Here is a 25,921-nt window from a genome sequence, read left to right as displayed (position 1 = left end):
ATAGAAAGCTGAAGGTCGTGACAACCTTTGGGGCTTACATTAATTGTTTTTTGTTGTATACTCGCCGCCTCAGTTTCCCACACTGAAAGAGTCCGCTTTAAAGTTTGCAGATGTTATTCTATTTATATAGAATGCGCTGCTTTTATAGAAACTGCCCAATCTAGGCTGGTAAGAATGAAAACTTTTAGCGCAAAACCAGAAACAGTTAAACGCGACTGGTATGTCGTGGATGCTCAAGGCAAAACCTTGGGTCGCTTGGCCACTGAAGTAGCAAGTCGTCTTCGTGGTAAACATAAGCCTGAATATACACCTCACGTTGATACTGGTGACTATATTGTTATCGTAAACGCTGAGAAAGTTGCTGTAACAGGTAACAAGGCTGCAGATAAAATGTACTACCGTCATACTGGATATCCAGGTGGTATGCGTTCTGCTAACTTCAACGAAATGATCGAACGTAAGCCAGAAATGGTAATCGAGAAAGCGGTTAAAGGAATGCTTCCTAAAAATCCGCTTGGTCGTGCGATGTTTTCTAAGTTGAAAGTATACGCTGGTGCTGAACACCCACATGCTGCACAGCAGCCTCAAGAACTGGATATTTAACGGAAGTCTACTATGTCTGTAACACAATACTACGGCACAGGTCGTCGCAAAAGCTCTACTGCACGTGTCTTCCTAAGACCAGGTAGTGGTTCTATCACTGTAAACAGCCGCACTCTAGATGAGTACTTCGGTCGTGAAACGGCTCGCATGGTTGTTCGTCAGCCGCTTGAGTTGACTGAAAACCTAGAGAAGTTCGATGTGATCGTTACTGTAAAAGGCGGTGGTGGTTCTGGCCAAGCTGGTGCTATCCGTCACGGTATCACTCGTGCTCTTATGGCTTATGACGAAACTCTTCGTCCAGCACTTCGAGCAGCGGGTTATGTTACTCGTGATGCTCGTGTTGTTGAGCGTAAGAAAGTTGGTCTACGTAAGGCACGTAAGCGTCCACAATTCTCGAAGCGTTAATTCGTTTCTGTGTGGAAAAGGCACTTCTTCGGAAGTGCCTTTTTTTTGCCTGTTAATTGATGATTAGTTGTTTTATATCAAGCGCTATTCATCTTTAGTCGCTTGTATTGTAGGGGTATTTTCTATACTATTCCGCGACTAAAATGAGATGACCATTGTGTGTTGAATAGTTTGCTATTTATTAGTGAGTTATTTGGTATGTGGATTCAGAATACGGTTGGCTGATGGGAGATAACCTAGCATGAATCAAGACGGCGTAAATAAAGGGCGCCGACGCCTCCTGATAGGAGCAACATCTGCAGTTGGTGCAGTTGGTGCTGTGGGCGTTGCAACCCCGTTTGTGGCTTCTTGGAACCCGAGTGCGAAAGCAAAAGCTGCTGGCGCACCTGTCAAGGCAGATATTAGTAAACTTGAGCCGGGTCAACAAATGATTGTTGAATGGCGTGGTAAACCAGTTTGGATTATTCGTCGTACCGAAGAAGTGTTGAAAAACATTGAAAAGTTGAATAGCTCTGTTCGCGACCCTAATTCAGAGGTTCCTCAACAACCAGAATATGTTTCTGGCATTAATCGTTCTATCAAACCTGAAATTCTAGTGTTGGTTGGTATTTGTACTCACTTGGGTTGTTCGCCTAAATATCGTCCGGAAATTTCACCGGCTGATCTGGGTGACGACTGGTTAGGTGGTTTCTTCTGTCCGTGTCACGGTTCCCGCTTCGACCTTTCTGGTCGTGTGTATCAGGGTGTTCCGGCTCCAATTAACTTGGAAGTTCCGCCTCACTCATATCTGAGTGACAACGTGATTCTTGTCGGTGTTGATCAGGAGAGCGCATAATGAGTGATAAGAAAGGTTTGATGGCTTGGGTAGATGATCGTCTACCAGTAACAGAAGCCTATGAAAAACACATGAGCAAGTACTATGCGCCGAAGAACTTCAACGTATGGTATGTGTTTGGTGTTTTGTCAATGTTGGTGCTGGTTAATCAGCTGCTGACGGGTATTTGGTTGACCATGAGCTTTGTTCCTTCTCAAGAAGGTGCATTTGCTTCTGTTGAATATATTATGCGTGACGTGGAGTGGGGTTGGTTGCTCCGATACATGCATTCCACTGGTGCTTCGGCATTCTTCGTTGTTGTTTACCTTCATATGTTCCGTGGCATTATTTATGGTTCTTATCAGAAGCCACGTGAATTGATCTGGATCTTTGGTATGTGTATCTACCTAGCGCTGTGTGCAGAAGCATTCATGGGCTATGTATTGCCATGGGGTCAGATGTCATATTGGGGTGCACAGGTAATTATTTCTCTGTTTGGTGCAATTCCTTACGTTGGTGAAGATTTAACGACTTGGATTCGTGGTGATTACCTGATTTCTGAGATTACTTTGAACCGTTTCTTTGCGCTTCACGTAATTGCGCTTCCGTTGGTGATTGTTGCCTTGGTTGTAATGCACCTTCTAGCACTTCATGAAGTTGGTTCTAACAACCCAGATGGCGTTGATATCAAGAAGAATCTTGATGAAAATGGCGTACCAAAAGACGGTATTCCTTTCCATCCGTTCTATACTGTTCATGATCTGGTGGGTATTGTTGTCTTCCTATTCGTTTTCTGCGGTATCATCTTCTTTATGCCTGAAATGGGCGGTTACTTCTTAGAGCATGCCAACTTTGAAGAGGCAAATCCTTTGAAAACCCCTGAGCATATCGCGCCAGTGTGGTACTTCACTCCATTCTATGCTGTTCTTCGTGCTGTACCTGATAAGTTGTTGGGTGTAATTGCGATGGGTGCTGCAATTGCGATTCTGTTCGTGTTGCCTTGGTTGGATCGTAGCCCGGTTCGCTCAATCCGTTACAAGGGCATGTTAAGCAAGATTGCAATTGCCTTGTTCGTAGTTTCTTTTGTGATCCTAGGTATTTGTGGTGCGCTTCCGGCTTATGCTCAACCACCTTGGTTGGCGCCGCTGATGACCGTTGTTTACTTTGCGTTCTTTATCTTGATGCCTTGGTATACGAAGGCCGAGAAGACTAAACCAGTTCCAGAGAGGGTGACAGGCTAATGAAAAAACTTATTTCTGTATTTTTATTAAGCATTGTTGCTCCGTTGACTGCGGTAGCTGCTGGTAGCGGTTATCCTTTGGATGACATGAACGCTAACGTTTCTAACAAGGCTTCACTTCAGCGCGGTGCGCAAACCTTCATGAACTATTGCATGGGTTGTCATGCGATGCAGTATTCTCGTTACGAGCGTGTTGCGGATGATTTGCACATTCCTCATGAGTTAATGGTTGAGAACCTTATTTTTGATGATTCAAAAATTGGTCAGCTAATGCATAACTCAATGACGGTAGATTCTGCGAAGCGTTGGTTTGGTGCTGCGCCACCGGATCTAACTTTGGTTGCTCGTGTACGTGGTGAAGATTGGTTGTACACTTACCTTCGTACTTTCTATGAAGATCCTACTCGCCCATTGGGTGTGAATAACGAGGTGTTCCCGAATGTTGGTATGCCGCACGTTTTGATGGAGCTTCAGGGTCTTCAAAAGAAAGGTTGTGCACAAGTACCTGTAGATATTGATGTATTGACAGGTCAAGACATTACAGAAGAGCGTTGTGATGTTTTGTATTTGGCAGAAGAAGGCACACAATCTCCAGCAGAATATGAAGAGACTGTTTACGATCTTGTAAACTTCCTTGTATACACTGCAGAGCCAATGCAGGAAGAGCGTGTACGAATCGGTATTATCGTGATGTTGTTCCTAGTTGTGCTGTTTATCTGTGCTTACCTGCTAAATCGTGAATATTGGAAAGATATTCACTAATTATTAGTGGTATAGTTAGACTTATTGATGGGTGTGCGGGTTTTTCCTGCACACCCTGTTTTTGGTTTTAATTAGGGGTGTTTTATGGGCGTAGTTGCCAAACGATCTTCTATGACTTTTTATTCTGACGGTGAGAGTCATTACAGCCATCGAGTACGTATTGTCCTGGCTGAAAAAGGAGTTGCTGTCGACGTGTTGGATGTAAATCCTAACAACAAGCCAGAAGATTTAGCCTCTCTTAATCCTTATAACGAATTGCCTACTTTGGTGGATCGTGAGTTGGTGCTTTATCAGCCAGAGATCATGATGGAGTACTTAGATGAGCGTTTCCCTCATCCGCCATTGTTACCGGTGTATCCTGTAGCACGAGCTCAGAGTCGCTTATGGATGTACCGTATCGAGCGTGACTGGAGCCCTCTGGTTGATCAGATTCTTGCTGGTGAAGGTGATATTGATGCTGCGCGTAAAAGCTTGCAGGATAGTATTATGGCTGTTTCTCCGATCTTTGAAGAAAAGCCGTACTTCATGAGTGATGATTTTACCGTTGTAGATTGCTTGGTTGGTCCGATTCTATGGCGTGTTAAAGAGCTAGGGATTGAGATTCCTGAATCTGCGAAAGGCTTGAATCTCTACATGATGCGTATCTTTGAGCGCGAGTCGTTCCAGGCGAGCCTGTCTGAGGCTGAAAGAGAAATGCGTCTGTAACTCTTGGAGCTTTAGGATGACACCAAGTAGACCTTATCTGGTTCGAGGATTGCAGGAGTGGATGGTTGATAACAACTTCACTCCGTATATTGTAGTTGATGCTGGTGTTCAGGGTGTGCAGGTGCCACAGGACTTTGTTTCTGATGGTCAGATTATTCTGAATATTTCACCGTCGGCTGTTCGTGGACTAATCATAAGCAACGATGCAATTGATTTTAACGCGCGTTTCGGCGGAGTTCCTATGCGTGTTTATGTGCCAATTGTTGCCGTTCTGGCAATATATGCACGTGAAAACGGTCAGGGGATGGTCTTTGGTGCTGAGCCTGGTGCTCCGCAGCCAGATGATGATCCGCCGTTAAAGTCGGTAAAAGAGTTGGATGATAAGCCCGATGAGTCTTTGGCGAAACCAAAGCCGAGCTTGAAAGTGGTGAAATAAAAAAAGGGCCGATGGGCCCTTTTTTTATGTTCTTGTGGTTTGTTCTAAATATACTTTTCTTATTAAATCTAAATATATTCAAACAGCTTCACTATCTTTTCTACACCGTAGACTTGTTTGGTAATGTCGACTGCATATTCACCTTCGGTTTGACTTACGAGCCCCATTAGATAAACGGTTCCTTGTTCGGTAACTACTTTTATTCGGCTGCTGGGAAAGTTCTCTGCTAGCATCATCTGTGAAGATACTTTAGTGGTGATCCAGGCATCGTTATACCTTGATACCCAGGTGCTGACGCCAGCAATACTCAATTCGTTATAGACTTTTCTGACGGCACGGGTTTTCGATGCTACTTGGTCGGCCAGTGCCTTGCTTGCTTGATCGGGAACTTCACCGACTAAAAGTACAGTGCCATTAAAGCTGACAACATCGATGTTAGAATTTTTTAGGGTGTCGGAGGCTTTGCGTAAATTAACCGAGATCTTGGTTTCTATGTTTTCATCTTCAATAACGGTTCCCAGGGTTCGGGTTCCTTGATGCTCTTCAATGGGACCTTCCGAGGTTGCATCAAGCAAGCTGACGCAGCCTGTAGTGAGGCTCGCAAAAGCGCTTGAAATCAATAGGACTCTCAACAAACTCACAGGGCTTCCTCGAACAGCTGGTAATCAATTAAATCGCATAAGCAGTGGATGATGCTCATGTGTGCTTCGTGAATAATTGATTTGATGTCTGATGGTACTCTAAGTTCAATATCGTGTTCTGTAAGGAGTGTCGCTACGCCCCCGCCATCGCCACCGGTTAATGCAATAACCGCAACTTCTCTATCATGTGCGGCTTGTATTGCTTGGATGATGTTTGGGGAGTTTCCACCGGTACTGATGATGACAAGAATGTCTCCAGGTTGGCCAATGGCTTTGATTTGACGTGCAAAAATCTCTGAAAAACTGAAGGTGTTTGATATGCCGCTGGCAACGCAGCTATCGGCACCAATGGTGATGGCAGGAAGGCCTGGGCGCTCTTGTCCGTATTTGTTCATGAGCTTGGACGATAGGAGTTGTGCTAATGCAGAAGAGGCTCCATTACCGCAGCAAAGAATTTTACTGTCATTCACTAAACAGTTAATTAGCCATTGGCTAACCAGACAAATATCGTCTGTTAATAGCTCTGCGGTATGCATTTTAGTTTCGATTGCTTGTCCAAAATGCATTTGGATGCGGTCTGTCAGACTCATAAAGTTCCCGTATGTGCAGCGTTATTAAAACGCGTTTTTGATCCAGTTGATTGCGTGGTCCGTTTCAGAATAAGTAATGCTGATGACGTCAAATCTGCATAGGGTATTTCTATATTGTGTGTTTGTCTGTAAAAATTTGCTCGCAGTGCGACGAATGCGCTCTTGCTTTTTGTGTGTAATGGTTTCTTCTGGTAGGCCGTGCTGAATGTTGGAGCGCGCCCTAACCTCGAAAAAAATGAGAATGTTATCTTTTAAGCCGATGAGATCAATTTCACCGGCTTTTGAATGGTAATTGTGGCTAATAAAAGTCACATTCTCTTGGCTTAGGAAGTGTTGTGCAACCTGTTCGTATTTATCACCGATGGCTTTAGTTGATTTCAAGTTGTTGAGTAGTTTTCTCATAGGGCTTGCCGTTGCGAACTAGGCTTATGGGGAACTCTCTAATGAAGTTCGATTTGCCATCAAAGTGAACTTTCGAGCCAAACGCTTGAACTTGTTGGTTTTGCATAGTGATTAATTCAGGTAATTGGATGGCAATGCTGAACGCGTCGGCTCCCCAGCTGTAAAGCTTGCTTGATGGGTCGTTCTTGTTGGGTAGGCTGTGAGTATCATGCATCTCTGGTTGCCAACGGTAATCGCTAAAGGCAATGCCGTTAAGGTCTTTATCTCGTTTTCCAGAATAGAGTCGTGACACGACGTCTGAGTTGCTTAGCACCTGAATGTCGTTAGCAAAGAAAAATGCCATGAGGGGATTGGTTTGTCTTAAATCTTTGTACTTAAGGGGCGTATAGATAAACTCAATGTCATCTCTTTTTCTGGCGGTGTATTCGATTGGTGATCTAACAAGGCGACTGAGTTTGCGTGCTCTGTTATCACTTTTGTCAATTTCGAGCAGCTTTTTCAGGCTGGAAGCCCAGTTTTTTTCGAAGCTTTGCGTGTAGGCAATAGATCGCTGCTCATTAGTAAAGGCTGTTTCAAACGTATTGGCTAGTTTTTGGCCTTTTTTTGAATCATAGGTAAGAATGGCGCCTTTGCTGTAGCCTTGCTTGGTAGCATAGTTGGCCATGGTTCTGGCTTCGTCTTCTGCCTGTAGGTTCATTGAAAAGAGATTAACCGGAGGTTCGGTGAGTGAAAGCGAGTTTAAGGCAATTGTTGGTATCGGTAAGTTGGGTAAGCTTTCAAGTTGGTGAATATGGGCTGGACTGAGAGGCCCGATGATTAAATCGGCTTCAATGCTGTTGTAGGTGTTAAGGAAGCTGCCTTCTAAACTGTTGATGATTTGTATGTCTGGGCGGATATCCTCGTTAAGTTGATAGGCAGCCATTAAGAAGCCTTGGGTAATTGCTTTGCCTACGTTTGCGAATCTTCCATCGAGAGGTAAGAGGAGAGCAATACGATTGATGGATGTGTCATCAGTCGTAGCAAGTTGTCCTGCTTCTTCTGGTAATGGGGTGTTCGCTGGATGATTCGGGAAGTTGCTAAGCCATTGGTTTAGGGCCAGGCTTTTAAATCTGTCGGCTGTTTCTCCGTGAAGAACTAGGGCGAGTTTTAACCAGCCTTCGGTGACTTTGTCTGGAGATGTTTGAAGCGACTGAGCTAATGTTTTTATGTCCTGGCTGGAAAGGGTTTTCCAGAGAAAGTGGGTGAGCTCTTGCTGTTCTAGTTCTTCCAGTAGCGGTCTTTGATGCTCAAGCAGTGAAATGGCGTGATTGATATCGCCTTGGAGAATTAATGCAGCTGCATAATGGCGTTGCCATAACCATTGATCAGTCTGGTTTAGGAGTGCTAAATGGTCAGAACTCATTTGCTCCATCCAAACCATGGATTCTTCAAGTTCCAGTTGGGCTAGATTTGTTGATTTCAAGAATAGGTATTGTGCTTTATGGAGATCATTGGTGAGTTGTGCGGGTGTAATTTGATTGGTGATTCTCAAGCTCTCGTCATGACGCTTTTGATCCCATAGCTCTCGAGCGGCTTTTAATCGCAGTTCTGTGGCTTGTTCTGGTGTGCTCTGGTTGGCTTGATTGAGTAATTGCTCAATATAACTTTCAGATAATTGAGGTGTTGCGCCGGTTTTGGGGGGCGTAGATGAACAGGCAGACAGAAGGAGCACTAAGCAATATACTGGCGCTTTAAAAAATTGACGACTTACGAAGTCGAAGAAGGAATGTATCTTGGTTATGTCCACACAAACCTCAGCAGTACTTTATATTGTTCCAACACCTATAGGCAATTTAGACGATATGACGAATAGAAGTCTACAGGTGTTAAAGGATGTCGATTTGATTGCGTGTGAGGATACCAGACATAGTGCGAGATTGCTTGATCATTATTCGATAAAGACCTCGCTTACGGCGTTGCATGATCATAACGAGCGTGGGAAAGCGGATTGGTTGGTTCAGCAGCTGATTGAAGGTAAGAATATCGCGTTGATCAGTGATGCTGGAACGCCCTTGATTTCAGACCCAGGTTACCACTTGGTCAACAAGGTAAGGGATGCGGGTTATAGGGTCGTTCCGTTGCCTGGGGCATGTGCGGCGATTACTGCTTTGTCTGCCAGTGGTTTACCAACAGACGACTTTCGATTCATTGGTTTTCTCCCGGCGAAGTCGAGTCAACGAAAAAAAATGCTGCAATCGTTGAGCTCGGAAACGACAACATTAATCTTTTATGAATCACCGCACCGAATTCTTGATTGTTTGAAAGATGTGCTGGAGATCTTGTCTGATCGCCGTGTGGTGTTGGCGCGTGAGCTTACGAAAACGTTCGAAACCTTTTTATCTGATACTGTATCTGAACTTATTCGGTGTCTGGAGAACGACTCAAATCAGCAGCGTGGCGAGATGGTGTTGATGGTTAAAGGTGCTGAAAAGCAAGCGGTGACAACCGAGTTGGGTGATTTAGATTCGATGATTCAATCGAGTCTGAAATATCTGGGTGTAAAGCAGACGTCGGCGTTATTATCGGACATCACGGGTCTCAGGAAAAAAGAAATTTATCAACGGGCTTTGGAACTCTCAGAATAATCATTTTCATACTATGTGTTGAGTGTGAATGGCTTCGGCAGTATCATGCGCCTACCAAGTCAGCCGGATAATCGCTGCTCGTGTTTACGAGGGGAGGAAAGTCCGGGCTCCACAGGGCAGGGTGCCAGGTAACGCCTGGGCGGTGAAAACCGACGGCCAGTGCAACAGAGAGTATACCGCCTAAGTTCTTAATGAGTTCGCTCGTAAGAGCCGGTAAGGGTGAAAGGGTGCGGTAAGAGCGCACCGCGTAGCTGGTAACAGTTTACGGCATGGTAAACCCCACTCGGAGCAAGACCAAATAGGAATCCGTTTGCTGTGGCCCGCAGTGGATTCGGGTAGGTTGCTTGAGCTTTTTGGCGACGAAAAGCCTAGACGAATGATTATCCTCGACAGAACCCGGCTTACAGGCTGGCTTGGTATTTTCTTTTATTTCTCTCGAATTGATTGTTGCCTCTTCAATTATTTCTTTGTAGTATGGGTTTATATACAGTGCTTTCTGCATGTTTAACGCATAGCTCCTTACTTTCTATATATTCTTTTTCTCTTTTCTTCAAAATTCTAATGAGTCCTTATTCTTAAACTTAAAGTAATTTCTTAAGTTGCTGTGTTATTTTGTTGTTTTTCATGTGATAAATTGTAAATTCTTTCTCTTGAATCTCTTCTAACTGTTTGATTTTTCTTGTGTTTCTCTTTGTCTTATTTTTGATCTATTAGCTTGCAAAAAGGCTAGTCTCTTCTTATAGTGTCGAAATGTGGAATAAAGTGGCAAAAAGTGGTTCTTGGTGGATTTTTGGTGCTTGAGTTAGATTTTTGAACTCCTGGTAGAAAAGGCTCAGAGGTTTAAGCGTGTTTCAAGGCAGTCAGTCCATAAATTTGGATGCAAAAGGACGCTTTGCGATACCTAGTCGGTATCGTGATGTGCTTCTTGCTGTCTGTGAAGGCCGAATGGTTGTGACTGCTAACCCTTATGAGCGTTGTCTTAATGTCTATCCGGAGGCGCATTGGCAGGAAGTTAAGTCCAAAATTGAATCATTGCCGAATGGAAATAAAAAAGTACGTCGTTTACAGCGCTTGGTATTAGGTAATGCCTGTGAATTGGAAATGGATGGGAATGGCCGATTGCTGTTACCTCAGACTTTACGGGACTATGCAAGCTTAGATAAGAAGGCGATGTTAGTCGGCTTGGGTGATAAAGCCGAGTTATGGAGCGAGCAGAGTTGGAATGACATGCTGGATGAGGATGACGATGATCCGATGCCAGAAGAAATGATGAATCTATCACTTTAATGAATGAAAAAGGGTTTAAGCATAAAACTGTCTTGTTGGATGAGGCTGTTGATTTACTGATACAGCGCCAAGAAGGGGTTTATGTTGACGGTACATTTGGTCGAGGTGGTCACAGCAGATTGATCCTATCTCAGCTTGCGGAAGCGGGAAGATTAATAGGTTTTGACAAAGACCCGGAAGCGATCGCTGTAGCCAATCAGTTGGCTCAAGAAGATGATCGTTTCGAGATAGAACATAACAGTTTCGCCTCGTTGTCTGAGGTTATGAAACGCCGTGATTTGGTCGGTAAGGTGTCGGGAGTCCTGGTTGATTTGGGCGTATCTTCACCTCAGTTGGACGATGCGGAACGCGGTTTTAGCTTTTTAAAAAGTGGGCCATTGGATATGCGTATGAACCCGTCGGCCGGCCAATCGGCGGCCGACTGGGTGAATACTGCGGACGAAGCTGATATCGCTCGTGTGCTATGGGAGTACGGTGAAGAACGATTTTCCCGACGCATTGCACGAGCCATTGTTGCTCGTCGTCAAGAAAGTCCAATTACGGATACATTGGACTTAGCGAATTTAATAAGTCAGTCCGTACCGAAGAAAGATAAGTTTAAGCATCCAGCTACGCGTTCGTTTCAAGCGATTCGGATTCACGTTAATAATGAGCTGGGTGATTTAGAGGCTTTGTTAGAGCAAAGCCTGGAGGTGCTGGAGTCGGGAGGGAGTTTGGTTGTGATTAGTTTCCATTCTCTTGAAGATCGAATTGTTAAGCGCTTTATGAAAGATCAGGTTAAAGGCAAGTCATTACCTAAGGGACTTCCAATTACGGATGATCAAATCGCTAGGACAATGAAGCTGGCTTGTAAGGCGTCTAAGCCGGGTGAAGAAGAAGTAAAAGAAAATCCTCGTGCAAGGAGTGCTGTTTTACGAGCAGCCATTAAGCTGTAAGCGAGCGTTTATGTCCGGTAAAGATGAAGCTTCAGTGGGCTCAGGTGAAAGCCGTTTAAAGAAATTACAGCATAAGATAAAAGTTGTTTGGCAGATTGAGTTGGACTTTCCGAAGTCGGTATTCAATTTTCAAACCTTGGTTGTTCTTTTGTTGCTTGGTGTTTTGATCGGTTCGGCTCTTTCGGTTGTTTATTCTTCTCATTACAGCCGCGCATTATTTCATGAATTAAAGCTACAAAAGCAGTATCGGGATAATCTCGAAACAGAGTGGGGGCAGTTGTTATTAGAGCAGAGTGCGTTGTCGGCGCATACGCGTGTGGAGCGGTCAGCGCAGCAATATCTGAATATGTCTTCACCTGACTCGAAAAATATAAAATTGGTTATTTCAAATGGGCGCTAGCCTCAAGAAGACAGCACCGGAAGTTGAGCGGCGGGATTCGAATGAGTCCATGCCGCTTTGGCGTGTCAGGTTGGTTTTGATTGTCGTTTTGCTGTTCTTGTCTGGCCTGGGTTATCGCTTGGTCTACTTGCAGATTTCTGAACAAGAGTTTCTGAAAGCGCAAGGTGACATGCGGATGGTACGTACGGAGGTGGATCCATCTCATAGGGGGCTGATAAGTGATCGCAATGGTGAGCCGTTAGCTGTCAGTACGCCGGTGGAATCAATCTGGATTAATCCAAAGTACTTTCCGTCATTAGAGGAATTAGATCTTCCGGCACTTGCTAACTTACTGGATCTTCGAGAGGTTGCTCTTAAAAAGAAATTGAAGGCGGCAAAAGGTCGGCAGTTTGTTTATTTGAAACGTCAAATGCCGCCAGAACTGGCTGCCAAGGTACTTGAGCTAGGTATTAAAGGCTTATACAGCCAAAGGGAGTATAAGCGTTATTACCCCGCTGGCGAGGTGACGTCGCACTTAATAGGTTTTACCAACGTAAATGATGAAGGGCAGGAAGGTATTGAACTTGCCTTTAATGATTGGCTAACTGGCGAATCCGGTTCGCGAACAGTGATTAAAGATCTTCAAGGGCGTGTAATTCGCCATATTAAGCAGGATTCAGAATCTAAAGATGGTCGAGATTTGGTGTTGTCGATTGATTTGCGACTGCAGTACTTGGCTTATAAAGCGTTGAAAGAAGCGGTTATTAAACATCGAGCCGAATCCGGCAGTGCCGTGGTTATGGATGTTAAAACCGGTGAGGTGCTGGCCATGGTTAATCAGCCATCTTATAACCCGAATGACCGGTCTCGCTTGAAGGTAAACAGTTTGCGAAATCGGGCGGTGACCGATTCTTTTGAGCCGGGATCGACAATCAAGGCCTTTACTGTCGCCACTGCATTGACTTCCGGTCGCTATGCTGCGTCGACCAAAGTAAATACTTCCCCTGGTTTTATCCGGGTGGGGCGAAAAACCATTCGTGATCATGCTAACTATGGGAAGCTTGATTTGACCGGCATTATTAAAAAATCAAGCAATGTGGGTACAACAAAACTTGCCCAGGATTTAGGCAGCGATCTGATATGGAGTACATTGTTTCGAGCTGGTTTTGGGCAGGCGCCGGGCACAGGATTTCCTGGTGAGGGTAATGGCGTGTTGCCTATGCAGAGAGAATTTAGACCGATTGAGTTAGCCACACTCTCTTATGGTTATGGTTTATCGGCAACGCCGTTACAGCTGGCTAATGCTTATACCAGTTTTGGTAATAATGGGTATCGGCCTGAAGTGACATTGCTGGCTAGAAGTGAACAGGGGCTTGGTGATATTCGCAAAGAACAAGTAATGCCGGAAAGGGTTGCAGCTCAACTGCTTCAGATGCTTGAGACGGTCACCCAAAAAGGGGGAACCGCAAAACGAGCTGCAGTTCCTTTTTATCGAGTAGGTGGTAAAACAGGCACGGTGCATAAGGTCGGGCGTGATGGTTATCAGGACGATAAGTACGTGGCTTATTTTGCTGGCTTAGCACCGATCTCTGAACCGCAGTATTCTGTGGTTGTGACCATTAATGGACCTTCAGGTGATCGTTATTACGGTGGTGAGGTGGCAGCCCCGGTGTTTTCAGAAATTATTAGTGCGGCTATGAGATTGAATAACATAGCTCCGGATGCGCTTGATAGGATGTCCTTGATAGGAAAGCGTGATGGTTAACTTGTTTGTTGGTTTAGCGTCATGAATATGAATACGTCTAAAGATAAAAGTGTGCGTTTAGCTGATTGTTTGGAGTGGCTGGCTGAAACGGAAGTAGCAGAAGTTTGTGTGTCGGGAATCACTCTTGATAGCCGTGTTGTTCAGCCTGGTTTTCTGTTTATTGCAGTACAGGGCTTAGTGGTTGATGGTCGCGATTTTATTGACCAGGCTATTGAAAATGGAGCCAAGGTAGTACTTAAACAAGCTTCTCAACAGGCTGTTTATTCGTTGGCTAATTGCTGGGTAATAGAAGTTCCCGAGTTAGATAAACAAGTTAGTGTCATTGCTGCGAATTTTTATGGGCATCCCAGTCGTAAATTATTGACCGTTGGTGTTACTGGAACCAATGGTAAAACAACGGTTAGTCAGCTGATTGCTCAAGCCTTTTATGAATTAAGTCAGAACTCCGCTGTCTTGGGGACCGCAGGCAACGGGGTTTGGCCGGAATTAAACACAGCAACACATACAACCCCTGATGCGGTAAACCTGCAGGCATTTATGGCGGAGTATTTGGAGCTGGGTGCCCAAGTGTTAGCTATGGAAGTCTCTTCTCATGGTCTTGATCAAGGACGCACTGAAAATGTTGAATTCGATGTGGCTGTCTTCACGAATTTGACGCGAGATCACTTGGATTACCATGGTTCGATGGAGGAATATGGCCGAGCAAAGGCAAAGCTGTTTAACGTTCCTTCATTAAAAGCCTCTGTTATCAATTTAGATGATCCCTTTTCAAGCAGTTTGCTCAAGTTTGCAAAAGGTGTCGTTTGGACTTACAGCCAAAGTAATAAAGATGCGGATGTGTTTTGTGAAGACATTGAACTGACGTCTAAGGGAATGCAGTTAGCAGTATCGACACCTGAAGGTTCCGCATTGATGAAGACCCGTTTGGTCGGTCACTTCAACGTTTCGAATGTGTTATCTGTGGTTTGTGTTCTGCTTTCTCAAGGAATAGCACTTTCTCAAGTTGTTGAGTTGGTGTCTAAATTTCAGCCGATTTCTGGTCGAATGGAAACGTTTGGCGAAGAGAAGCAACCAAAGGTTGTGGTGGATTACGCTCATACAGGTGATGCGTTAGAAAAAGCTTTGATGGCAGTAAAAGAGCATTGCCGAGGCAAGCTTTACTGTGTATTTGGTTGTGGTGGTGATCGGGATCGAGGTAAACGCCCTGTTATGGCTTCCATTGCTGAGAAATTTTCTGACTTTGTGGTGCTGACAAACGATAACCCTCGTACAGAAGATCCTGAGCGCATTATCGATGACGTCATGTCTGGTTTTGCCTCGCCCTATTTGGTGTTGGTTGAAAAGGATCGAGAAAAGGCTATTCGATTGGCAGTGCATCAAGCAAAGCCTGGCGATTGGGTGCTAGTTGCAGGAAAAGGCCATGAAGATTACCAGGACATACAGGGTGTAAAACAGCCTTTCTCGGATGTTGAAAAAGTGAAGCAAGCGTTATTGGAGTATCAGCCGTGATGAAGTTGTCGGAATTAGCACATCGACTGAAGGGTGAGCTGATAGGGAAGGACGCTGAGTTTTCTGCTATTTCGACTGATTCTCGATCTATTTCGGACGGTCAGCTATTTATTGCGTTGGTGGGTGAGCGCTTCGATGCTCATGACTATTTAGAGCAAGTGAAAGAGCGGGGCGCTTGTGCCGCTGTTGTTTCAAAACAAGTGGATTGTGATCTTCCTCAGGTGCTTGTTGAGGATACCTTACTGGCGTTAGGCGAGATTGGGCGCATTTTAGCAGCCCAGTCTTCTGCACGTTTCATTGCGTTGACGGGCAGCTGCGGTAAGACCACTACCAAAGAAATGATTAAGCTGGCCTTGTCTAGTGCTGGTCAGGTTTATGCTACTCGCGGAAACCTTAATAATCATATCGGTGTACCTCTGACCTTATCCGAAGTGTCTCCTTCTGATGATTATGCAGTAATTGAAATGGGTGCAAGCGGCGTAGGCGAGATTCAATACACCGTTGGCATGACGCATCCAGACGTTGTTTTGATCACCAATGCGTCTGATGCACATATTGAAGGATTTGGTTCTTTAGAAAATATCGTGCAGGCCAAAGGTGAAATTGTTCGATATGCCCCTGATTCTGCGACTGTTGTGCTTAATGCCGATGATCCTCATTTTGGTGATTGGTTGGAGATGGCAGACACTCGTAGAGTGATTTGTTTTTCGCTGAGTCCTGACACTCAAAACCTCGGAGTGAAAACTGACGTTAGTTTAATCAGTAAGACGTTGAATGAACTTGGTGGTTACTCGTTGGTCGTTAGAGTCGGTAAGAAAGAACTGATATTGGCGCTTAATGTTGCTGGTGAACACATGATTCAGAATGCACTGGCTGCGTTGGCGGTGATTTATTCCTTGGATTGTGATGTCGACGTGGCAGCAAGTGAATTGGCTAAGTTCGAGCCCGTCAAAGGTCGATTCTATCCCGTTCAATGTGATGGTTTTAGGGTTTGGGATGATACTTACAATGCTAACCCTCAATCGGTAAAAGCAGCATTGGAAACGATTTCTAGCTATCACAAACCGGCATGGTTGGTTTTGGGGAATATGGCTGAACTGGGTGATGAGTCTCAGCAGGCACATTTTGAAATTGGGCAATTTGCGGCTCAACACGGGTTTAACAAAGTATTTGCTATTGGCGAGTCTGCGGATTCGGTGATAGCGGGCACGGGTTTTTCTGGCACTGCCTATAACAAAACTGACATGGACGTCCTTCTCTCAGATATAAAGCAGGAATTGGTGTCAGCGCAATCGTTGGGTGCGGAAGTACAAATATTAGTAAAAGGGTCTCGCAGTGCAGGTATGGAACGAGTTGTTCAAGCGCTGGTTGAGTGGGACATTTCAGAATAATTGAAACTAAAAAATAGGGACAAAACGTCATGTTGTTGTGGCTAACACAGTGGTTGTCGGAATTCGCAAGTGGCTTTGCGGTGTTCCAGTATTTAACCCTTAGAGCAATTTTAGGTGTGCTGACCGCTCTGGTTATTTCACTGGTGTTCGGTCCGGGCTTTATTAAAAAGCTGAGATACCACCAGATTGGCCAAGCCATTAGAACGGATGGGCCTCAATCGCACCTGAGTAAGGCGGGCACACCAACCATGGGCGGTGCATTGATCTTGGTTGCGATTTTGATCAGTACGCTGTTATGGGCTGATCTTTCTAACTTTTATGTATGGATCGTAATTTTAGTCACTGGTGTTTTTGGCGCTGTAGGTTGGGTTGATGATTACAGGAAAGTGGTAGAAAAAGACTCTCGAGGCCTGCCAGCTCGTTGGAAATATTTTTGGCAATCGGCAGCGGGCTTGCTGGCCGCAATTGCACTGTATGCTTATTCGGATACTCCAGCAGAGACTCAGTTAATTTTGCCATTCTTCAAAGATTTTGCGTTGGAGCTGGGAGCAGGTTTCATCATTCTGACCTATTTCGTAATCGTTGGTAGCAGTAATGCAGTTAATCTGACGGATGGGTTGGATGGTCTGGCTATTATGCCAACAGTGCTAGTGGCTGGGGCTTTGGCGATATTTGCTTATGTCGCAGGTCATGCGCACTTTGCTGATTACTTACACTTTCCGTACGTTGCTGGCAGTGGTGAACTGGTGGTTATTTGTGGAGCCATGGTTGGTGCTGGCTTAGGTTTCCTCTGGTTCAATACCTATCCTGCGCAAGTGTTTATGGGCGATGTAGGTGCCTTGGCTTTAGGTGCTGCGTTGGGCGTGATGGCTGTGATCGTTAGACAGGAAATAGTGTTGTTTATCATGGGCGGTGTCTTCGTCATGGAAACCTTGTCGGTGATCTTACAGGTGGCTTCGTTCAAGCTGACGGGCAAACGAATCTTTAGAATGGCGCCGATTCATCATCACTTTGAATTGAAAGGGTGGCCAGAACCTAAAGTGATTGTGCGCTTTTGGATCATTACCGTGATCTTAGTATTGGTAGGGCTGGCAACATTAAAAGTTCGATAACTTTTAACCCTGGTGCAATGTTAGTTGATGCAGTGTTAGTAGGTACAGTAGCGTGAGTTTAATAACATCTGAAACATATTCTGTAATTGTAGGTCTGGGAATCTCAGGCCTTTCTTGCGCTCGTCACCTAGCACGCCTTCAGGATCAAGGTAAAACAGGTCGTTTTGTCGTTGTCGATACCCGCGAAAATCCCCCTTTGGATAATCAGCTAAAAGAGAGCTGTCCGGGGGTACCTTTGATTTGTGGTGAGTTGGACTTGGAATTACTGGAAGGGGCGGCTGAGATTATTGTGAGCCCTGGGTTGGATACAAACCAATCGCCGTATTCCGAGCTCAAGAAGAAAGGCGTCAGCATCGTAGGTGATATTGAGCTGTTTGCGAGACAAGCAAAGGCACCTGTTGTTGCAATTACTGGTTCTAACGGTAAAAGCACGGTCACCACCTTGGTCGGCGAGATGGCTAAAACTGCTGGCTTGAATGTGAAAGTGGGTGGCAATATCGGCGTGGCAGCGTTGGATCTGCTTGGTCCGATCGAGCCTGACTTGTATGTGTTAGAGCTTTCCAGTTTCCAGTTAGAAACCACTGATTCTTTGTGTCCGGCTGTATCTACAGTATTGAACCTGCAGGCAGATCATTTGGATCGATACGGCAATATGGTGGCTTACCATACTGCTAAGCAGAAAATTTACCGGAATTGCCAGCAATCCGTTTGGAATAAGCAGGATATGTTAACGCAGCCGTTGCTTGGTAAAGAGTCCAAGACGGTTGCCTTCAGTACTGCGGAGCCAGATCTCAAAGAATTTGGATTACGTCAGTACGATGACGGTCTTTGGTTGTGTAAAGGACTGACTCAACTGATTGCTGCTTCGGATGTATTAATCAAAGGGCGTCATAATTTATCGAATGCATTAGCGGCATTGGCATTGGGGGATGCTGTAAGTATTCCTATGGATGCCATGTTGGAAACATTGAAGCACTTTAAAGGTTTGTCGCATCGTTGTGAGTGGGTCGCAGAGATTGAGGGTGTTCAGTTCATTAATGATTCGAAAGGAACCAATGTAGGTGCGACCCGAGCAGCCATTGAAGGGTTAGCTGGGGATGCTCCTAATATAGTGTTGATTGCTGGTGGCGTTGGCAAGGGTGCAAACTTTTCTGAATTAACCGCACCGATGACGGATCACTGTAAAGCGTTGGTGGTGTATGGCGAAGACAGAAATGCTATTGCAGACATTGCTTCGGAAGACATGATCATTAAAGTGACCGAATCTTTGGAGAGTGCCGTAAGTGAAGCAAAAGCGCTCGCGAACTCCGGAGATATTGTGTTGTTTTCACCTGCTTGTGCAAGCTTCGATATGTTCCGAAATTTTGAGCATCGAGGCGAGGTGTTTAGTCAGGTCGTGGCAGACCTTGAGAGGACTGCATGATTGCTTCTGAACACCAGAGGGGAGCGCCTTCTGTTGGTTACAGAGATGGATTGCTGCCATTTGATGCGACGTTGGTCACATGTGTGCTGTTGTTACTGACCATTGGCACTGTGTGTATGACGTCGGCTTCTACCGAGATTGCTGCGGGCAATTTTCGTAGTGAATTCTTTCATTTGAAGCGTCATGTGGTTTATCTGTCTGTTGGAATTGTTGCTGCGTTATTCACGTTGGCGATTCCTATTCGTCTGTATCGAGAGATGAGTTGGCTCGCCTTGGTTGTAGGCTTGGTGATGCTTGTTTTGGTTTTGATTCCTGGTATCGGGCGAGACGTGAACGGGAGTACTCGCTGGATCGGATTGGGTAGCTTTAATATTCAGGCATCAGAGATTGCTAAGGTCTGTATGGTTATTTATACCGCGTCGTATCTGGTTCGCCATTTAGATGAAGTTCGAGCCAGATATTCAGGCTTTTTACGGCCTGTTTTAGTGTTGGGTGTATTTGTCTTTCTGTTGTTGATGGAGCCTGACTTTGGTGCGGCGGTTGTGATGATGAGTGCATTTATGGCCATGATGTTTTTGGCAGGAGTGAGGGCGTCGCACTTTTTCTTATCCATCATCGTTTGCTTATTAGGCGCTGCAGCGCTTGCAGTGTCCCAGCCTTACAGAATGGCACGACTACAGGCGTTTCTTGATCCTTGGCAAGACCAGTTTGGTAGTGGTTATCAGTTGATTCAGGCATTGATCGCTATTGGGCGTGGGGATTGGTTTGGAGTTGGCCTAGGGAACAGTATGCAGAAGCTGTATTACCTACCGGAAGCCCATACAGATTTTGTGTTTGCAATCTTGGCGGAAGAGCTGGGAACTATTGGCGCCATAGGCGTTCTTATGCTGTTCGCAATATTTGCCTGGCGGGCATTAACCATAGGCAGAAAAGCTGAGCAGGCAGGCCAGCTGTTTAGTGCTTATATGGCATACGGTTTAGCTATTATTTTTTCGATGCAGGCAATTATTAACATAGGTGTAAATACCGGTACTTTGCCAACCAAGGGGTTAACCTTGCCTTTCCTTAGTTACGGTGGAAGTAGTTTGGTAATTAGTTGTATGGCGGTCGCAATGCTTTTGAGAATCGATTATGAAACTCGCTTAGCTCAATCATCAGCGTCTCAATCATCTACGCAGCAACAGTCTGGCTTGAAAGTCGAGGGCGCGTGAGTGAAGGGACAGCATAACAGTGAATGGTCAGGTAAAACCATGCTGGTGATGGCTGGTGGCACAGGTGGTCATATTTATCCGGCCATGGCTTGCGCTCATGAAGTGCTTGCTAAGGGAGGCCGGGTTGTATGGTTAGGAACTCGTGCAGGGCTTGAATCAGAACTCGTACCTAAGGCCGGAATCGATATTGAATATATCGATATTGCTGGTTTACGAGGTAATGGCTTGCTTGGATGGTTAAAAGCGCCGTTTAGAATTTTGAAGGCTATTGGTCAGGCGTTGAAGGTCATGTCCTCTGTGAAGCCCGATGTCGTACTCGGCATGGGCGGATTTGTGACAGGGCCTGGTGGTGTTGCTGCGAAAGCGAAGGGTGTTCCTCTGGTTATTCATGAGCAGAATGCCATTCCGGGGATGACCAATAAGTTATTGGCGAGAATTGCGGACAGAGTACTTGAAGCGTTTCCGAATACGTTTACACATGCGGATGACGCCACTGGTAATCCAGTAAGAGCCGATTTGAATGCCATATCATCTCCTGAAGAAAGGCATCTGGGGCAGAAAGAGACAAACCATATTTTAGTTGTGGGTGGCAGTTTAGGTGCGGTAGCTATCAATAATATGGTGCCTCAAGCGTTAGAACTGCTGCATCAACAGGGTGTGTCAGTGAAAGTGCTGCACCAGAGTGGTAAGAGAAACCTAGAAGAGACTCGAGGTTTGTATCAGAACACCTCGGTGGATGCTGAAGTGGTTCCTTTTATTGATGATATGGCTGCAGCTTATCAGCAAGCTGATTTGGTGATTTGCCGGTCTGGTGCGTTAACCGTTTCTGAACTAATGAATGTCGGAGTGCCCGCTATTCTTGTGCCGTTTCCATTTGCTGTGGACGATCATCAGACGGCGAATGCTGGATATTTGGAAAAGGTGAATGCGGGCATTATCTGTCAGCAGCGTGATATGAATTCAGAACAGTTAAGCCAAGTGATCTTGGATTTAATTAAAAGTAAAAAGTTGCCGGTAATGGCGAACAATGCGTGGCAAAACCGGAAAACGGATGCAACCCAACGGGTGCTAAGCCATTGCCAGGAGTTAGTAAATGTCTAGTGACAAGCAATCAATTAGTCCTCAAACAATCAAGGCGGCCAGTTGGGAAGTGCCTGAGATGCGCAGAATTCGCACAATTCATTTTGTTGGAATTGGTGGTGTTGGAATGTGCGGTATTGCAGAAGTCTTGATTAATCAGGGGTATCGGATTACCGGCTCTGATCTTAAAGTGTCCGCGAATACTCAGCGCTTGGAAGATCTGGGCGCCACTGTTTTTATTGAGCATGCCGCAGAACAAGTGATCGGCGCTGATGTGATTGTGGTATCCAGCGCGGTGGATACGACCAATCCTGAAGTGGCAGAAGCGTTAGCTCGTAGAATTCCTGTTGTTCCTCGGGCAGAAATGTTGGCTGAGTTGATGCGTTACCGTCACGGCATTGCTGTTGCAGGAACTCATGGTAAGACAACAACAACCAGTCTTGTTTCTTCTGTGTTGGCTGAAGGTGGTTTAGATCCAACCTTTGTGATTGGTGGTCGACTTAACAGTGCTGGCACTAACGCCAAGATGGGTGATAGTCGTTATCTGGTCGCAGAAGCAGATGAAAGTGATGCCTCTTTCCTTCATCTACAGCCGATGACAGCGATTGTGACCAATATCGACGCGGATCACATGGATACTTATGGTGGGGACTTTTCCAAGTTGGAACAGACCTTTATTGAGTTTCTTCACAATTTGCCATTCTACGGATTGGCGGTGGTTTGTGTGGATGACCCGGTTGTGGAAAGTTTGATTCCAAGAATTAGTCGTCAAACGGTGACTTACGGTATCGAGAATGAAAAAGCGGATTATCGCGCGACGAACATTCGTCAGGATCAGCAGACAGTGAAGTTCACCGCGATTCGTCCAGAAGGGCATATGCCGTTGGATATCGAGCTGAATATGCCTGGTAAGCATAATGTCCTAAATGCACTGGCGACCATTGCTGTTGCAACAGACGAAGGTTTGGATGATGACTCTATTGTTCAAGGACTGGCTAAGTTCAACGGTGTTGGTCGCCGCTTCCAGGTTTATGGTGAGTTTGAGACAGGCCAAGGGCAGGTCATGCTGGTGGATGATTATGGTCACCACCCACGAGAAGTCGCCGCAACGATTGCCGCTATTCGTGACGGTTGGCCAGAAAGGCGGTTGGTAACCTTGTATCAGCCGCACCGCTACACCCGAACTCGTGACCTCTATGAAGATTTCGTTCAGGTGCTTTCTGAGACCGACGGGTTGGTGTTGATGGAAGTATATCCAGCAGGTGAAAAGGTTATTCCTGGCGCTGATGGTCGTAGCCTATGTCGAAGCATCAGGCAGCGAGGTCAGGTGGAGCCTGTATTCATGGAGCGAGATGAAGATCCTTTTAAGGTTCTGTCTGGTGTACTTCAGGATGGCGATATTTTACTCACTCAAGGGGCTGGTGATATTGGTAGTTTGGCCTCTGGGTTAGCAGAACAGAAATTAGTATTGAGTAAGTAGGAACAAGTTAATGATGGGCTCGACAACCTCTTTTGGCAAAGTAGCAGTGCTGTATGGCGGCTCTTCAGCGGAACGTGACGTTTCTCTAAAAAGTGGCGGTGCCGTGTGTGAGGCGCTTAAGCAGGCTGGCGTTGATTTTGATGCCATTGATGCGGTTGATGATTGGATCGTGCGTCTAGTTCAAGGTAACTATGATCGTGTCTTTAATGCATTGCATGGTCGGGGTGGTGAAGACGGTAAGGTTCAGGGAGTGCTTGAATCTTTAGGCTTGCCTTACACCGGAAGTGGTGTCACAGCATCAGCAATTGCCATGGACAAAGAGCTGACCAAACATATTTGGGTGGGTAATGGTATTTCAACGCCTGAGTACATGGTGGTATCTGAGAATGTCTCGGCAGCGGAGATTGTAAGCCAGCTTGGATTACCTGTGATTGTGAAGCCTGCGCATGAAGGTTCCAGTATTGGTATGTCGAAAGCTCATTCTGAAGCGGAGCTGGTGGATGCCATTGAAAAGGCGAAAGCTTTGGATAGCAGTGTTTTGGTCGAGAAGTGGATTACAGGTAACGAATACACTATTGCGATTCTAAATGGCGAAGCTCTGCCTGTTATTAAATTGGAAACAGATCATAGCTTTTACGATTACGACGCTAAGTACCTTGCCAATGACACCCGTTATTTATTGCCATGCGGTTTAGAGCAGGCAGAGGAGCAGGCGCTTCAGGACATGGCATTGACGGCTTTTAAAGCAGTGGGCTGTGAAGGCTGGGGACGTGTAGATGCGATGCAGGATGCTGCAAGTGGGAAGTTTTACTTGCTTGAGGTAAATACGGTGCCAGGAATGACTGATCATAGCTTAGTGCCTATGGCCGCAAGTGCTCGTGGTATGGACTTTAAGGCGTTGGTGTTGGACGTTTTAGCTCAGGCGGCTCTAAAGGGGTAGTGGGTAATCAGGGTAGGTAATGAGGCGATGCGCGATAAAGCAAAGCCGACTGAACCTCGTCGAGGTGCCAGCCGGACGGTATCGGTAGAGTCTAAACCGGGCCGACGAAAGAGACCAAGTTTAGTTTGGTTAAAGCATATTCCGTGGCCCTTGATACTGGTAGTGATGGTGTTGTCAGGATTCATTTATGGATCAGCAAGCCTTACCAGAATGTTCATTAACTACTTAGATCAGCCTATTCAACGGGTTGTGATTTCGGGAGATACCAATCAGTTGGATGTTGCCCGGTTGAAGGAAACTTTACTTGCTATTGGACAAGCGGGGTTTGTATCAACGGATATGTCGGAATTGCGAGCTGAGGCTGAAACCTTTGGTTGGGTGGATACGGTCAAGATACATCGATTCTGGCCTTATGGTATTGAACTGACGGTTAATGAACATATTCCCGTGGCTCGTTGGGGAGAACATGCTCTGTTGAGTAGTGAAGGGGAAGTATTTCAAGTAGCTGATACAGCCGAGTTTGGAGTGCTACCCAAGTTGAATGCCGATGAAGGGCATGAATTGGAAATGATGGCGACCTATCGAGATTTGAGTCGACTATTAGCGCCAATTGATATGAGTATCGAATCATTGACTCGTTCCTCGCGTGGCGCTTGGCAGTTAGTGAGTCGTAATAAGATTCAGTTGAATCTTGGTCGAGATCGGGTGGGTCAGAAAGTAAGTAAATTTGTAACCGTCTATAAGCTGGCGTTGCAAGATAAAGTGGAACAGATTGAACGGGTTGATTTGCGGTATACCAATGGATTGGCGGTGGCTTGGAAAGCACAACAACAAAAAATATAGCGTATATCGTACTGAGAGAATTGAAAATAGGGACTACCGACATAGTGTTCGGTAAGAAAGAGGAAACACCTAGCTATGGTTGCACCAGGAACCATGATTGTTGGTTTAGATATAGGTACGTCTAAAGTTGTTGCGATTGTTGGCGCGACGGCGGAAGACGGCAATATTGAGATTGTTGGGATTGGTTCCCATCCGTCGAGAGGGATGAAAAAGGGAGTGGTCGTCAATATCGAGTCCACGGTCCAATCAATTCAGCGTGCGGTAGAAGAAGCAGAGTTAATGGCGGGTTGTGAGATCCACTCAGTGTTTGCGGGTATTGCTGGCAATCATATTCGTAGCATGAACTCTCATGGCATCGTAGCGATTAAAGATAAAGAAGTGCTGCAGGCGGATCTTGAGCGAGTTATTGAAGCGGCAAAAGCCGTTGCGATTCCTGCGGATCAAAAGATCTTACATATTCTTCCTCAGGAATACGTGATCGACAATCAAGAGGGTATTAAAGAGCCACTTGGGATGTCGGGAGTTCGTTTGGAAGCCAAGGTTCATTTGGTGACCTGTGCTGACAATGCTGCGCAGAATATTGAGAAGTGTGTTCGTCGATGCACTCTTGAAGTAGATGATGTGATTTTAGAACAGCTAGCATCAAGCTATGCGGTTCTCACTGAAGATGAAAAAGAGTTGGGCGTTTGCATGGTCGACATTGGTGGCGGTACTACTGATATCGCTGTCTTTACCGAAGGTGCTATTCGTCACACTGCTGTGATCCCAATTGCGGGCGATCAGGTGACTAACGACATCGCGATGGCATTGCGTACGCCGACGCAGCATGCGGAAGAAATCAAAATGAAGTATGCCTGTGCGTTGACGACCATCGCTGGTGCGGATGAAACGATCAAGGTGCCGAGTGTCGGTGATCGTCCTCCTCGTGATTTGTCGCGTCAGGCATTGGCGGAAGTAGTAGAGCCTCGTTATGAGGAGCTGTTTACTTTAATTCAGGCAGAGCTACGTCGTAGCGGCTTTGAAGATTTGGTACCCGCAGGAATCGTGTTGACCGGCGGTACTGCGAAAATGGAAGGGGTCGTCGAGCTAGCTGAAGAAATCTTCCATATGCCTGTTCGTTTGGCGGTTCCGCACTCAGTATCAGGGTTAACTGATGTAGTGCGTAACCCGATTTATTCAACGGCGGTAGGGCTGTTGCTCTATGGCCAAAAGACCCTTGAAGAAGGGCCTGCAAGTTCGGCAGAGGTTAATCGCGTTGCGGATGAAGAAAACGTGATGACCAAACTGAAGAAGTGGTTCCAAGGAAATTTTTAAAAATAAAGTATAAGAATTACGTTCGTTAAA

At 45.7% G+C, this 25,921-nt stretch carries 26 protein-coding genes and 1 other RNA gene; 23 read left to right on the top strand and 4 right to left on the bottom strand.

Annotated features, from left to right (window positions below; all coding sequences use genetic code 11):
• The first annotated feature begins 174 nt into the window (after nucleotides 1–174).
• From rplM to ACFOEK_RS21100, 7 genes are all read left to right on the top strand, one after another.
• Nucleotides 175–603 (top strand): 50S ribosomal protein L13, encoded by a 429-nt coding sequence (gene rplM / locus ACFOEK_RS21130; RefSeq protein ID WP_284383565.1) that lies wholly within the window; start codon nucleotides 175–177, stop codon nucleotides 601–603.
• 12 nt (nucleotides 604–615) lie between these two features.
• Nucleotides 616–1,008 (top strand): 30S ribosomal protein S9, encoded by a 393-nt coding sequence (gene rpsI, locus ACFOEK_RS21125; RefSeq protein ID WP_386723480.1) that lies wholly within the window; start codon nucleotides 616–618, stop codon nucleotides 1,006–1,008.
• 241 nt (nucleotides 1,009–1,249) lie between these two features.
• Nucleotides 1,250–1,843: a ubiquinol-cytochrome c reductase iron-sulfur subunit gene (gene petA, locus ACFOEK_RS21120; protein WP_386723479.1), complete on the top strand. Its 594-nt coding sequence runs from the start codon at nucleotides 1,250–1,252 to the stop codon at nucleotides 1,841–1,843.
• Nucleotides 1,843–3,063, top strand: coding sequence for a cytochrome b (locus ACFOEK_RS21115; protein ID WP_386723478.1), 1,221 nt, complete (start codon nucleotides 1,843–1,845; stop codon nucleotides 3,061–3,063). Before petA ends, ACFOEK_RS21115 begins: the two co-directional genes overlap by 1 nt.
• Nucleotides 3,063–3,824: a cytochrome c1 gene (locus tag ACFOEK_RS21110; protein ID WP_386723477.1), complete on the top strand. Its 762-nt coding sequence runs from the start codon at nucleotides 3,063–3,065 to the stop codon at nucleotides 3,822–3,824. Before ACFOEK_RS21115 ends, ACFOEK_RS21110 begins: the two co-directional genes overlap by 1 nt.
• Nucleotides 3,825–3,908: 84 nt before the next feature.
• On the top strand, nucleotides 3,909–4,529 hold the full coding sequence (locus tag ACFOEK_RS21105; RefSeq protein WP_386723476.1) for a glutathione S-transferase N-terminal domain-containing protein: 621 nt from the start codon (nucleotides 3,909–3,911) through the stop codon (nucleotides 4,527–4,529).
• A gap of 16 nt (nucleotides 4,530–4,545) precedes the next feature.
• Complete coding sequence (locus ACFOEK_RS21100; protein WP_386723475.1) at nucleotides 4,546–4,965, top strand: ClpXP protease specificity-enhancing factor; 420 nt, start codon at nucleotides 4,546–4,548, stop codon at nucleotides 4,963–4,965.
• A 68-nt stretch (nucleotides 4,966–5,033) separates the two neighbouring features.
• Here the strand turns inward: ACFOEK_RS21100 and ACFOEK_RS21095 are convergent, their stop codons facing one another.
• Genes ACFOEK_RS21095 through ACFOEK_RS21080 form a run of 4 tightly spaced genes read right to left on the bottom strand, consistent with a single transcriptional unit; the run spans nucleotide 5,034 to nucleotide 8,309 of the window.
• On the bottom strand, nucleotides 5,034–5,606 hold the full coding sequence (locus ACFOEK_RS21095) for a BON domain-containing protein (RefSeq protein WP_386723474.1): 573 nt from the start codon (nucleotides 5,604–5,606) through the stop codon (nucleotides 5,034–5,036).
• Nucleotides 5,603–6,196: an SIS domain-containing protein gene (locus tag ACFOEK_RS21090; RefSeq protein WP_386723473.1), complete on the bottom strand. Its 594-nt coding sequence runs from the start codon at nucleotides 6,194–6,196 to the stop codon at nucleotides 5,603–5,605. The genes ACFOEK_RS21095 and ACFOEK_RS21090 overlap by 4 nt, the downstream gene beginning before the upstream one ends.
• 24 nt (nucleotides 6,197–6,220) lie before the next feature.
• Nucleotides 6,221–6,598 carry a YraN family protein gene (locus ACFOEK_RS21085; protein WP_386723472.1) on the bottom strand — a complete coding sequence of 126 codons (378 nt, stop codon included), beginning with the start codon at nucleotides 6,596–6,598 and terminating at the stop codon, nucleotides 6,221–6,223.
• Nucleotides 6,564–8,309: a penicillin-binding protein activator gene (locus ACFOEK_RS21080; RefSeq protein ID WP_386723471.1), complete on the bottom strand. Its 1,746-nt coding sequence runs from the start codon at nucleotides 8,307–8,309 to the stop codon at nucleotides 6,564–6,566. The genes ACFOEK_RS21085 and ACFOEK_RS21080 overlap by 35 nt, the downstream gene beginning before the upstream one ends.
• 67 nt (nucleotides 8,310–8,376) lie before the next feature.
• Here ACFOEK_RS21080 and rsmI point away from each other — a divergent pair, with 67 nt between their 5' ends.
• The 16 genes from rsmI (at nucleotide 8,377) to ftsA (ending at nucleotide 25,891) form a co-directional block, all read left to right on the top strand.
• A complete protein-coding gene (gene rsmI / locus ACFOEK_RS21075) occupies nucleotides 8,377–9,222 on the top strand; it encodes a 16S rRNA (cytidine(1402)-2'-O)-methyltransferase (RefSeq protein WP_386723470.1) in 846 nt (281 codons plus the stop codon).
• Nucleotides 9,223–9,277: 55 nt separating this feature from the next.
• Nucleotides 9,278–9,642, top strand: an RNA gene (gene rnpB / locus ACFOEK_RS21070) — RNase P RNA component class A.
• A gap of 426 nt (nucleotides 9,643–10,068) precedes the next feature.
• On the top strand, nucleotides 10,069–10,509 hold the full coding sequence (gene mraZ, locus ACFOEK_RS21065) for a division/cell wall cluster transcriptional repressor MraZ (RefSeq protein WP_386723469.1): 441 nt from the start codon (nucleotides 10,069–10,071) through the stop codon (nucleotides 10,507–10,509).
• The gene (gene rsmH, locus ACFOEK_RS21060) at nucleotides 10,509–11,444 is read left to right on the top strand and encodes a 16S rRNA (cytosine(1402)-N(4))-methyltransferase RsmH (protein ID WP_386723468.1); all 936 of its coding nucleotides are present in this window, start codon (nucleotides 10,509–10,511) and stop codon (nucleotides 11,442–11,444) included. The genes mraZ and rsmH overlap by 1 nt, the downstream gene beginning before the upstream one ends.
• 10 nt (nucleotides 11,445–11,454) lie before the next feature.
• The gene (ftsL, locus tag ACFOEK_RS21055; RefSeq protein WP_386723467.1) at nucleotides 11,455–11,844 is read left to right on the top strand and encodes a cell division protein FtsL; all 390 of its coding nucleotides are present in this window, start codon (nucleotides 11,455–11,457) and stop codon (nucleotides 11,842–11,844) included.
• Nucleotides 11,834–13,588, top strand: coding sequence for a peptidoglycan D,D-transpeptidase FtsI family protein (locus ACFOEK_RS21050; protein ID WP_386723466.1), 1,755 nt, complete (start codon nucleotides 11,834–11,836; stop codon nucleotides 13,586–13,588). Before ftsL ends, ACFOEK_RS21050 begins: the two co-directional genes overlap by 11 nt.
• Nucleotides 13,589–13,609: 21 nt before the next feature.
• On the top strand, nucleotides 13,610–15,097 hold the full coding sequence (gene murE, locus ACFOEK_RS21045; RefSeq protein ID WP_386723465.1) for a UDP-N-acetylmuramoyl-L-alanyl-D-glutamate--2,6-diaminopimelate ligase: 1,488 nt from the start codon (nucleotides 13,610–13,612) through the stop codon (nucleotides 15,095–15,097).
• Nucleotides 15,097–16,488 carry a UDP-N-acetylmuramoyl-tripeptide--D-alanyl-D-alanine ligase gene (locus tag ACFOEK_RS21040; protein ID WP_386723464.1) on the top strand — a complete coding sequence of 464 codons (1,392 nt, stop codon included), beginning with the start codon at nucleotides 15,097–15,099 and terminating at the stop codon, nucleotides 16,486–16,488. Before murE ends, ACFOEK_RS21040 begins: the two co-directional genes overlap by 1 nt.
• A 29-nt stretch (nucleotides 16,489–16,517) precedes the next feature.
• Entirely contained in the window at nucleotides 16,518–17,600 is a 1,083-nt protein-coding gene (gene mraY, locus ACFOEK_RS21035) for a phospho-N-acetylmuramoyl-pentapeptide-transferase (protein WP_386723463.1), read from the top strand.
• Nucleotides 17,601–17,652: 52 nt separating this feature from the next.
• Entirely contained in the window at nucleotides 17,653–19,023 is a 1,371-nt protein-coding gene (gene murD, locus ACFOEK_RS21030; protein WP_386723462.1) for a UDP-N-acetylmuramoyl-L-alanine--D-glutamate ligase, read from the top strand.
• Nucleotides 19,020–20,234 carry a putative lipid II flippase FtsW gene (gene ftsW / locus ACFOEK_RS21025; protein WP_386723461.1) on the top strand — a complete coding sequence of 405 codons (1,215 nt, stop codon included), beginning with the start codon at nucleotides 19,020–19,022 and terminating at the stop codon, nucleotides 20,232–20,234. The genes murD and ftsW overlap by 4 nt, the downstream gene beginning before the upstream one ends.
• A complete protein-coding gene (gene murG, locus ACFOEK_RS21020) occupies nucleotides 20,235–21,335 on the top strand; it encodes an undecaprenyldiphospho-muramoylpentapeptide beta-N-acetylglucosaminyltransferase (protein ID WP_386723460.1) in 1,101 nt (366 codons plus the stop codon). It abuts the gene before it with no gap.
• On the top strand, nucleotides 21,328–22,794 hold the full coding sequence (gene murC / locus ACFOEK_RS21015; RefSeq protein WP_386723459.1) for a UDP-N-acetylmuramate--L-alanine ligase: 1,467 nt from the start codon (nucleotides 21,328–21,330) through the stop codon (nucleotides 22,792–22,794). The genes murG and murC overlap by 8 nt, the downstream gene beginning before the upstream one ends.
• 10 nt (nucleotides 22,795–22,804) lie before the next feature.
• A complete protein-coding gene (locus ACFOEK_RS21010) occupies nucleotides 22,805–23,734 on the top strand; it encodes a D-alanine--D-alanine ligase (RefSeq protein ID WP_386723458.1) in 930 nt (309 codons plus the stop codon).
• A gap of 27 nt (nucleotides 23,735–23,761) precedes the next feature.
• Nucleotides 23,762–24,577, top strand: coding sequence for a cell division protein FtsQ/DivIB (locus ACFOEK_RS21005; RefSeq protein ID WP_386723457.1), 816 nt, complete (start codon nucleotides 23,762–23,764; stop codon nucleotides 24,575–24,577).
• 75 nt (nucleotides 24,578–24,652) lie between these two features.
• Nucleotides 24,653–25,891, top strand: a complete 1,239-nt coding sequence (ftsA, locus tag ACFOEK_RS21000; protein ID WP_386723456.1) for a cell division protein FtsA — start codon at nucleotides 24,653–24,655, stop codon at nucleotides 25,889–25,891.
• The last annotated feature ends 30 nt before the right edge of the window (nucleotides 25,892–25,921 follow it).

Origin of the sequence: Litoribrevibacter euphylliae (assembly GCF_042646085.1) — a bacterium.
Lineage (GTDB): Bacteria > Pseudomonadota > Gammaproteobacteria > Pseudomonadales > Litoribrevibacteraceae > Litoribrevibacter > Litoribrevibacter euphylliae.
This window is presented reverse-complemented; position numbering and strand designations above follow the sequence as displayed.

Bases quoted from the DNA above. Each gene is read 5' to 3' on its own strand.
- ACFOEK_RS21005 (WP_386723457.1), top strand. From the start codon at position 23,762: ATGCGCGATAAAGCAAAGCCGACTGAACCTCGTCGAGGTGCCAGCCGG.
- ftsW (WP_386723461.1), top strand. From the start codon at position 19,020: ATGATTGCTTCTGAACACCAGAGGGGAGCGCCTTCTGTTGGTTACAGA.
- ACFOEK_RS21110 (WP_386723477.1), top strand. From the start codon at position 3,063: ATGAAAAAACTTATTTCTGTATTTTTATTAAGCATTGTTGCTCCGTTG.
- rsmI (WP_386723470.1), top strand. From the start codon at position 8,377: ATGTCCACACAAACCTCAGCAGTACTTTATATTGTTCCAACACCTATA.
- ACFOEK_RS21115 (WP_386723478.1), top strand. From the start codon at position 1,843: ATGAGTGATAAGAAAGGTTTGATGGCTTGGGTAGATGATCGTCTACCA.
- murE (WP_386723465.1), top strand. From the start codon at position 13,610: ATGAATATGAATACGTCTAAAGATAAAAGTGTGCGTTTAGCTGATTGT.
- ACFOEK_RS21090 (WP_386723473.1), bottom strand. From the start codon at position 6,196: ATGAGTCTGACAGACCGCATCCAAATGCATTTTGGACAAGCAATCGAA.
- petA (WP_386723479.1), top strand. From the start codon at position 1,250: ATGAATCAAGACGGCGTAAATAAAGGGCGCCGACGCCTCCTGATAGGA.
- murC (WP_386723459.1), top strand. From the start codon at position 21,328: ATGTCTAGTGACAAGCAATCAATTAGTCCTCAAACAATCAAGGCGGCC.
- rsmH (WP_386723468.1), top strand. From the start codon at position 10,509: ATGAATGAAAAAGGGTTTAAGCATAAAACTGTCTTGTTGGATGAGGCT.
- rpsI (WP_386723480.1), top strand. From the start codon at position 616: ATGTCTGTAACACAATACTACGGCACAGGTCGTCGCAAAAGCTCTACT.
- rplM (WP_284383565.1), top strand. From the start codon at position 175: ATGAAAACTTTTAGCGCAAAACCAGAAACAGTTAAACGCGACTGGTAT.
- ACFOEK_RS21010 (WP_386723458.1), top strand. From the start codon at position 22,805: ATGATGGGCTCGACAACCTCTTTTGGCAAAGTAGCAGTGCTGTATGGC.
- ACFOEK_RS21085 (WP_386723472.1), bottom strand. From the start codon at position 6,598: ATGAGAAAACTACTCAACAACTTGAAATCAACTAAAGCCATCGGTGAT.
- ACFOEK_RS21100 (WP_386723475.1), top strand. From the start codon at position 4,546: ATGACACCAAGTAGACCTTATCTGGTTCGAGGATTGCAGGAGTGGATG.
- ACFOEK_RS21050 (WP_386723466.1), top strand. From the start codon at position 11,834: ATGGGCGCTAGCCTCAAGAAGACAGCACCGGAAGTTGAGCGGCGGGAT.
- ftsL (WP_386723467.1), top strand. From the start codon at position 11,455: ATGTCCGGTAAAGATGAAGCTTCAGTGGGCTCAGGTGAAAGCCGTTTA.
- ftsA (WP_386723456.1), top strand. From the start codon at position 24,653: ATGGTTGCACCAGGAACCATGATTGTTGGTTTAGATATAGGTACGTCT.
- ACFOEK_RS21105 (WP_386723476.1), top strand. From the start codon at position 3,909: ATGGGCGTAGTTGCCAAACGATCTTCTATGACTTTTTATTCTGACGGT.
- ACFOEK_RS21040 (WP_386723464.1), top strand. From the start codon at position 15,097: ATGAAGTTGTCGGAATTAGCACATCGACTGAAGGGTGAGCTGATAGGG.
- mraY (WP_386723463.1), top strand. From the start codon at position 16,518: ATGTTGTTGTGGCTAACACAGTGGTTGTCGGAATTCGCAAGTGGCTTT.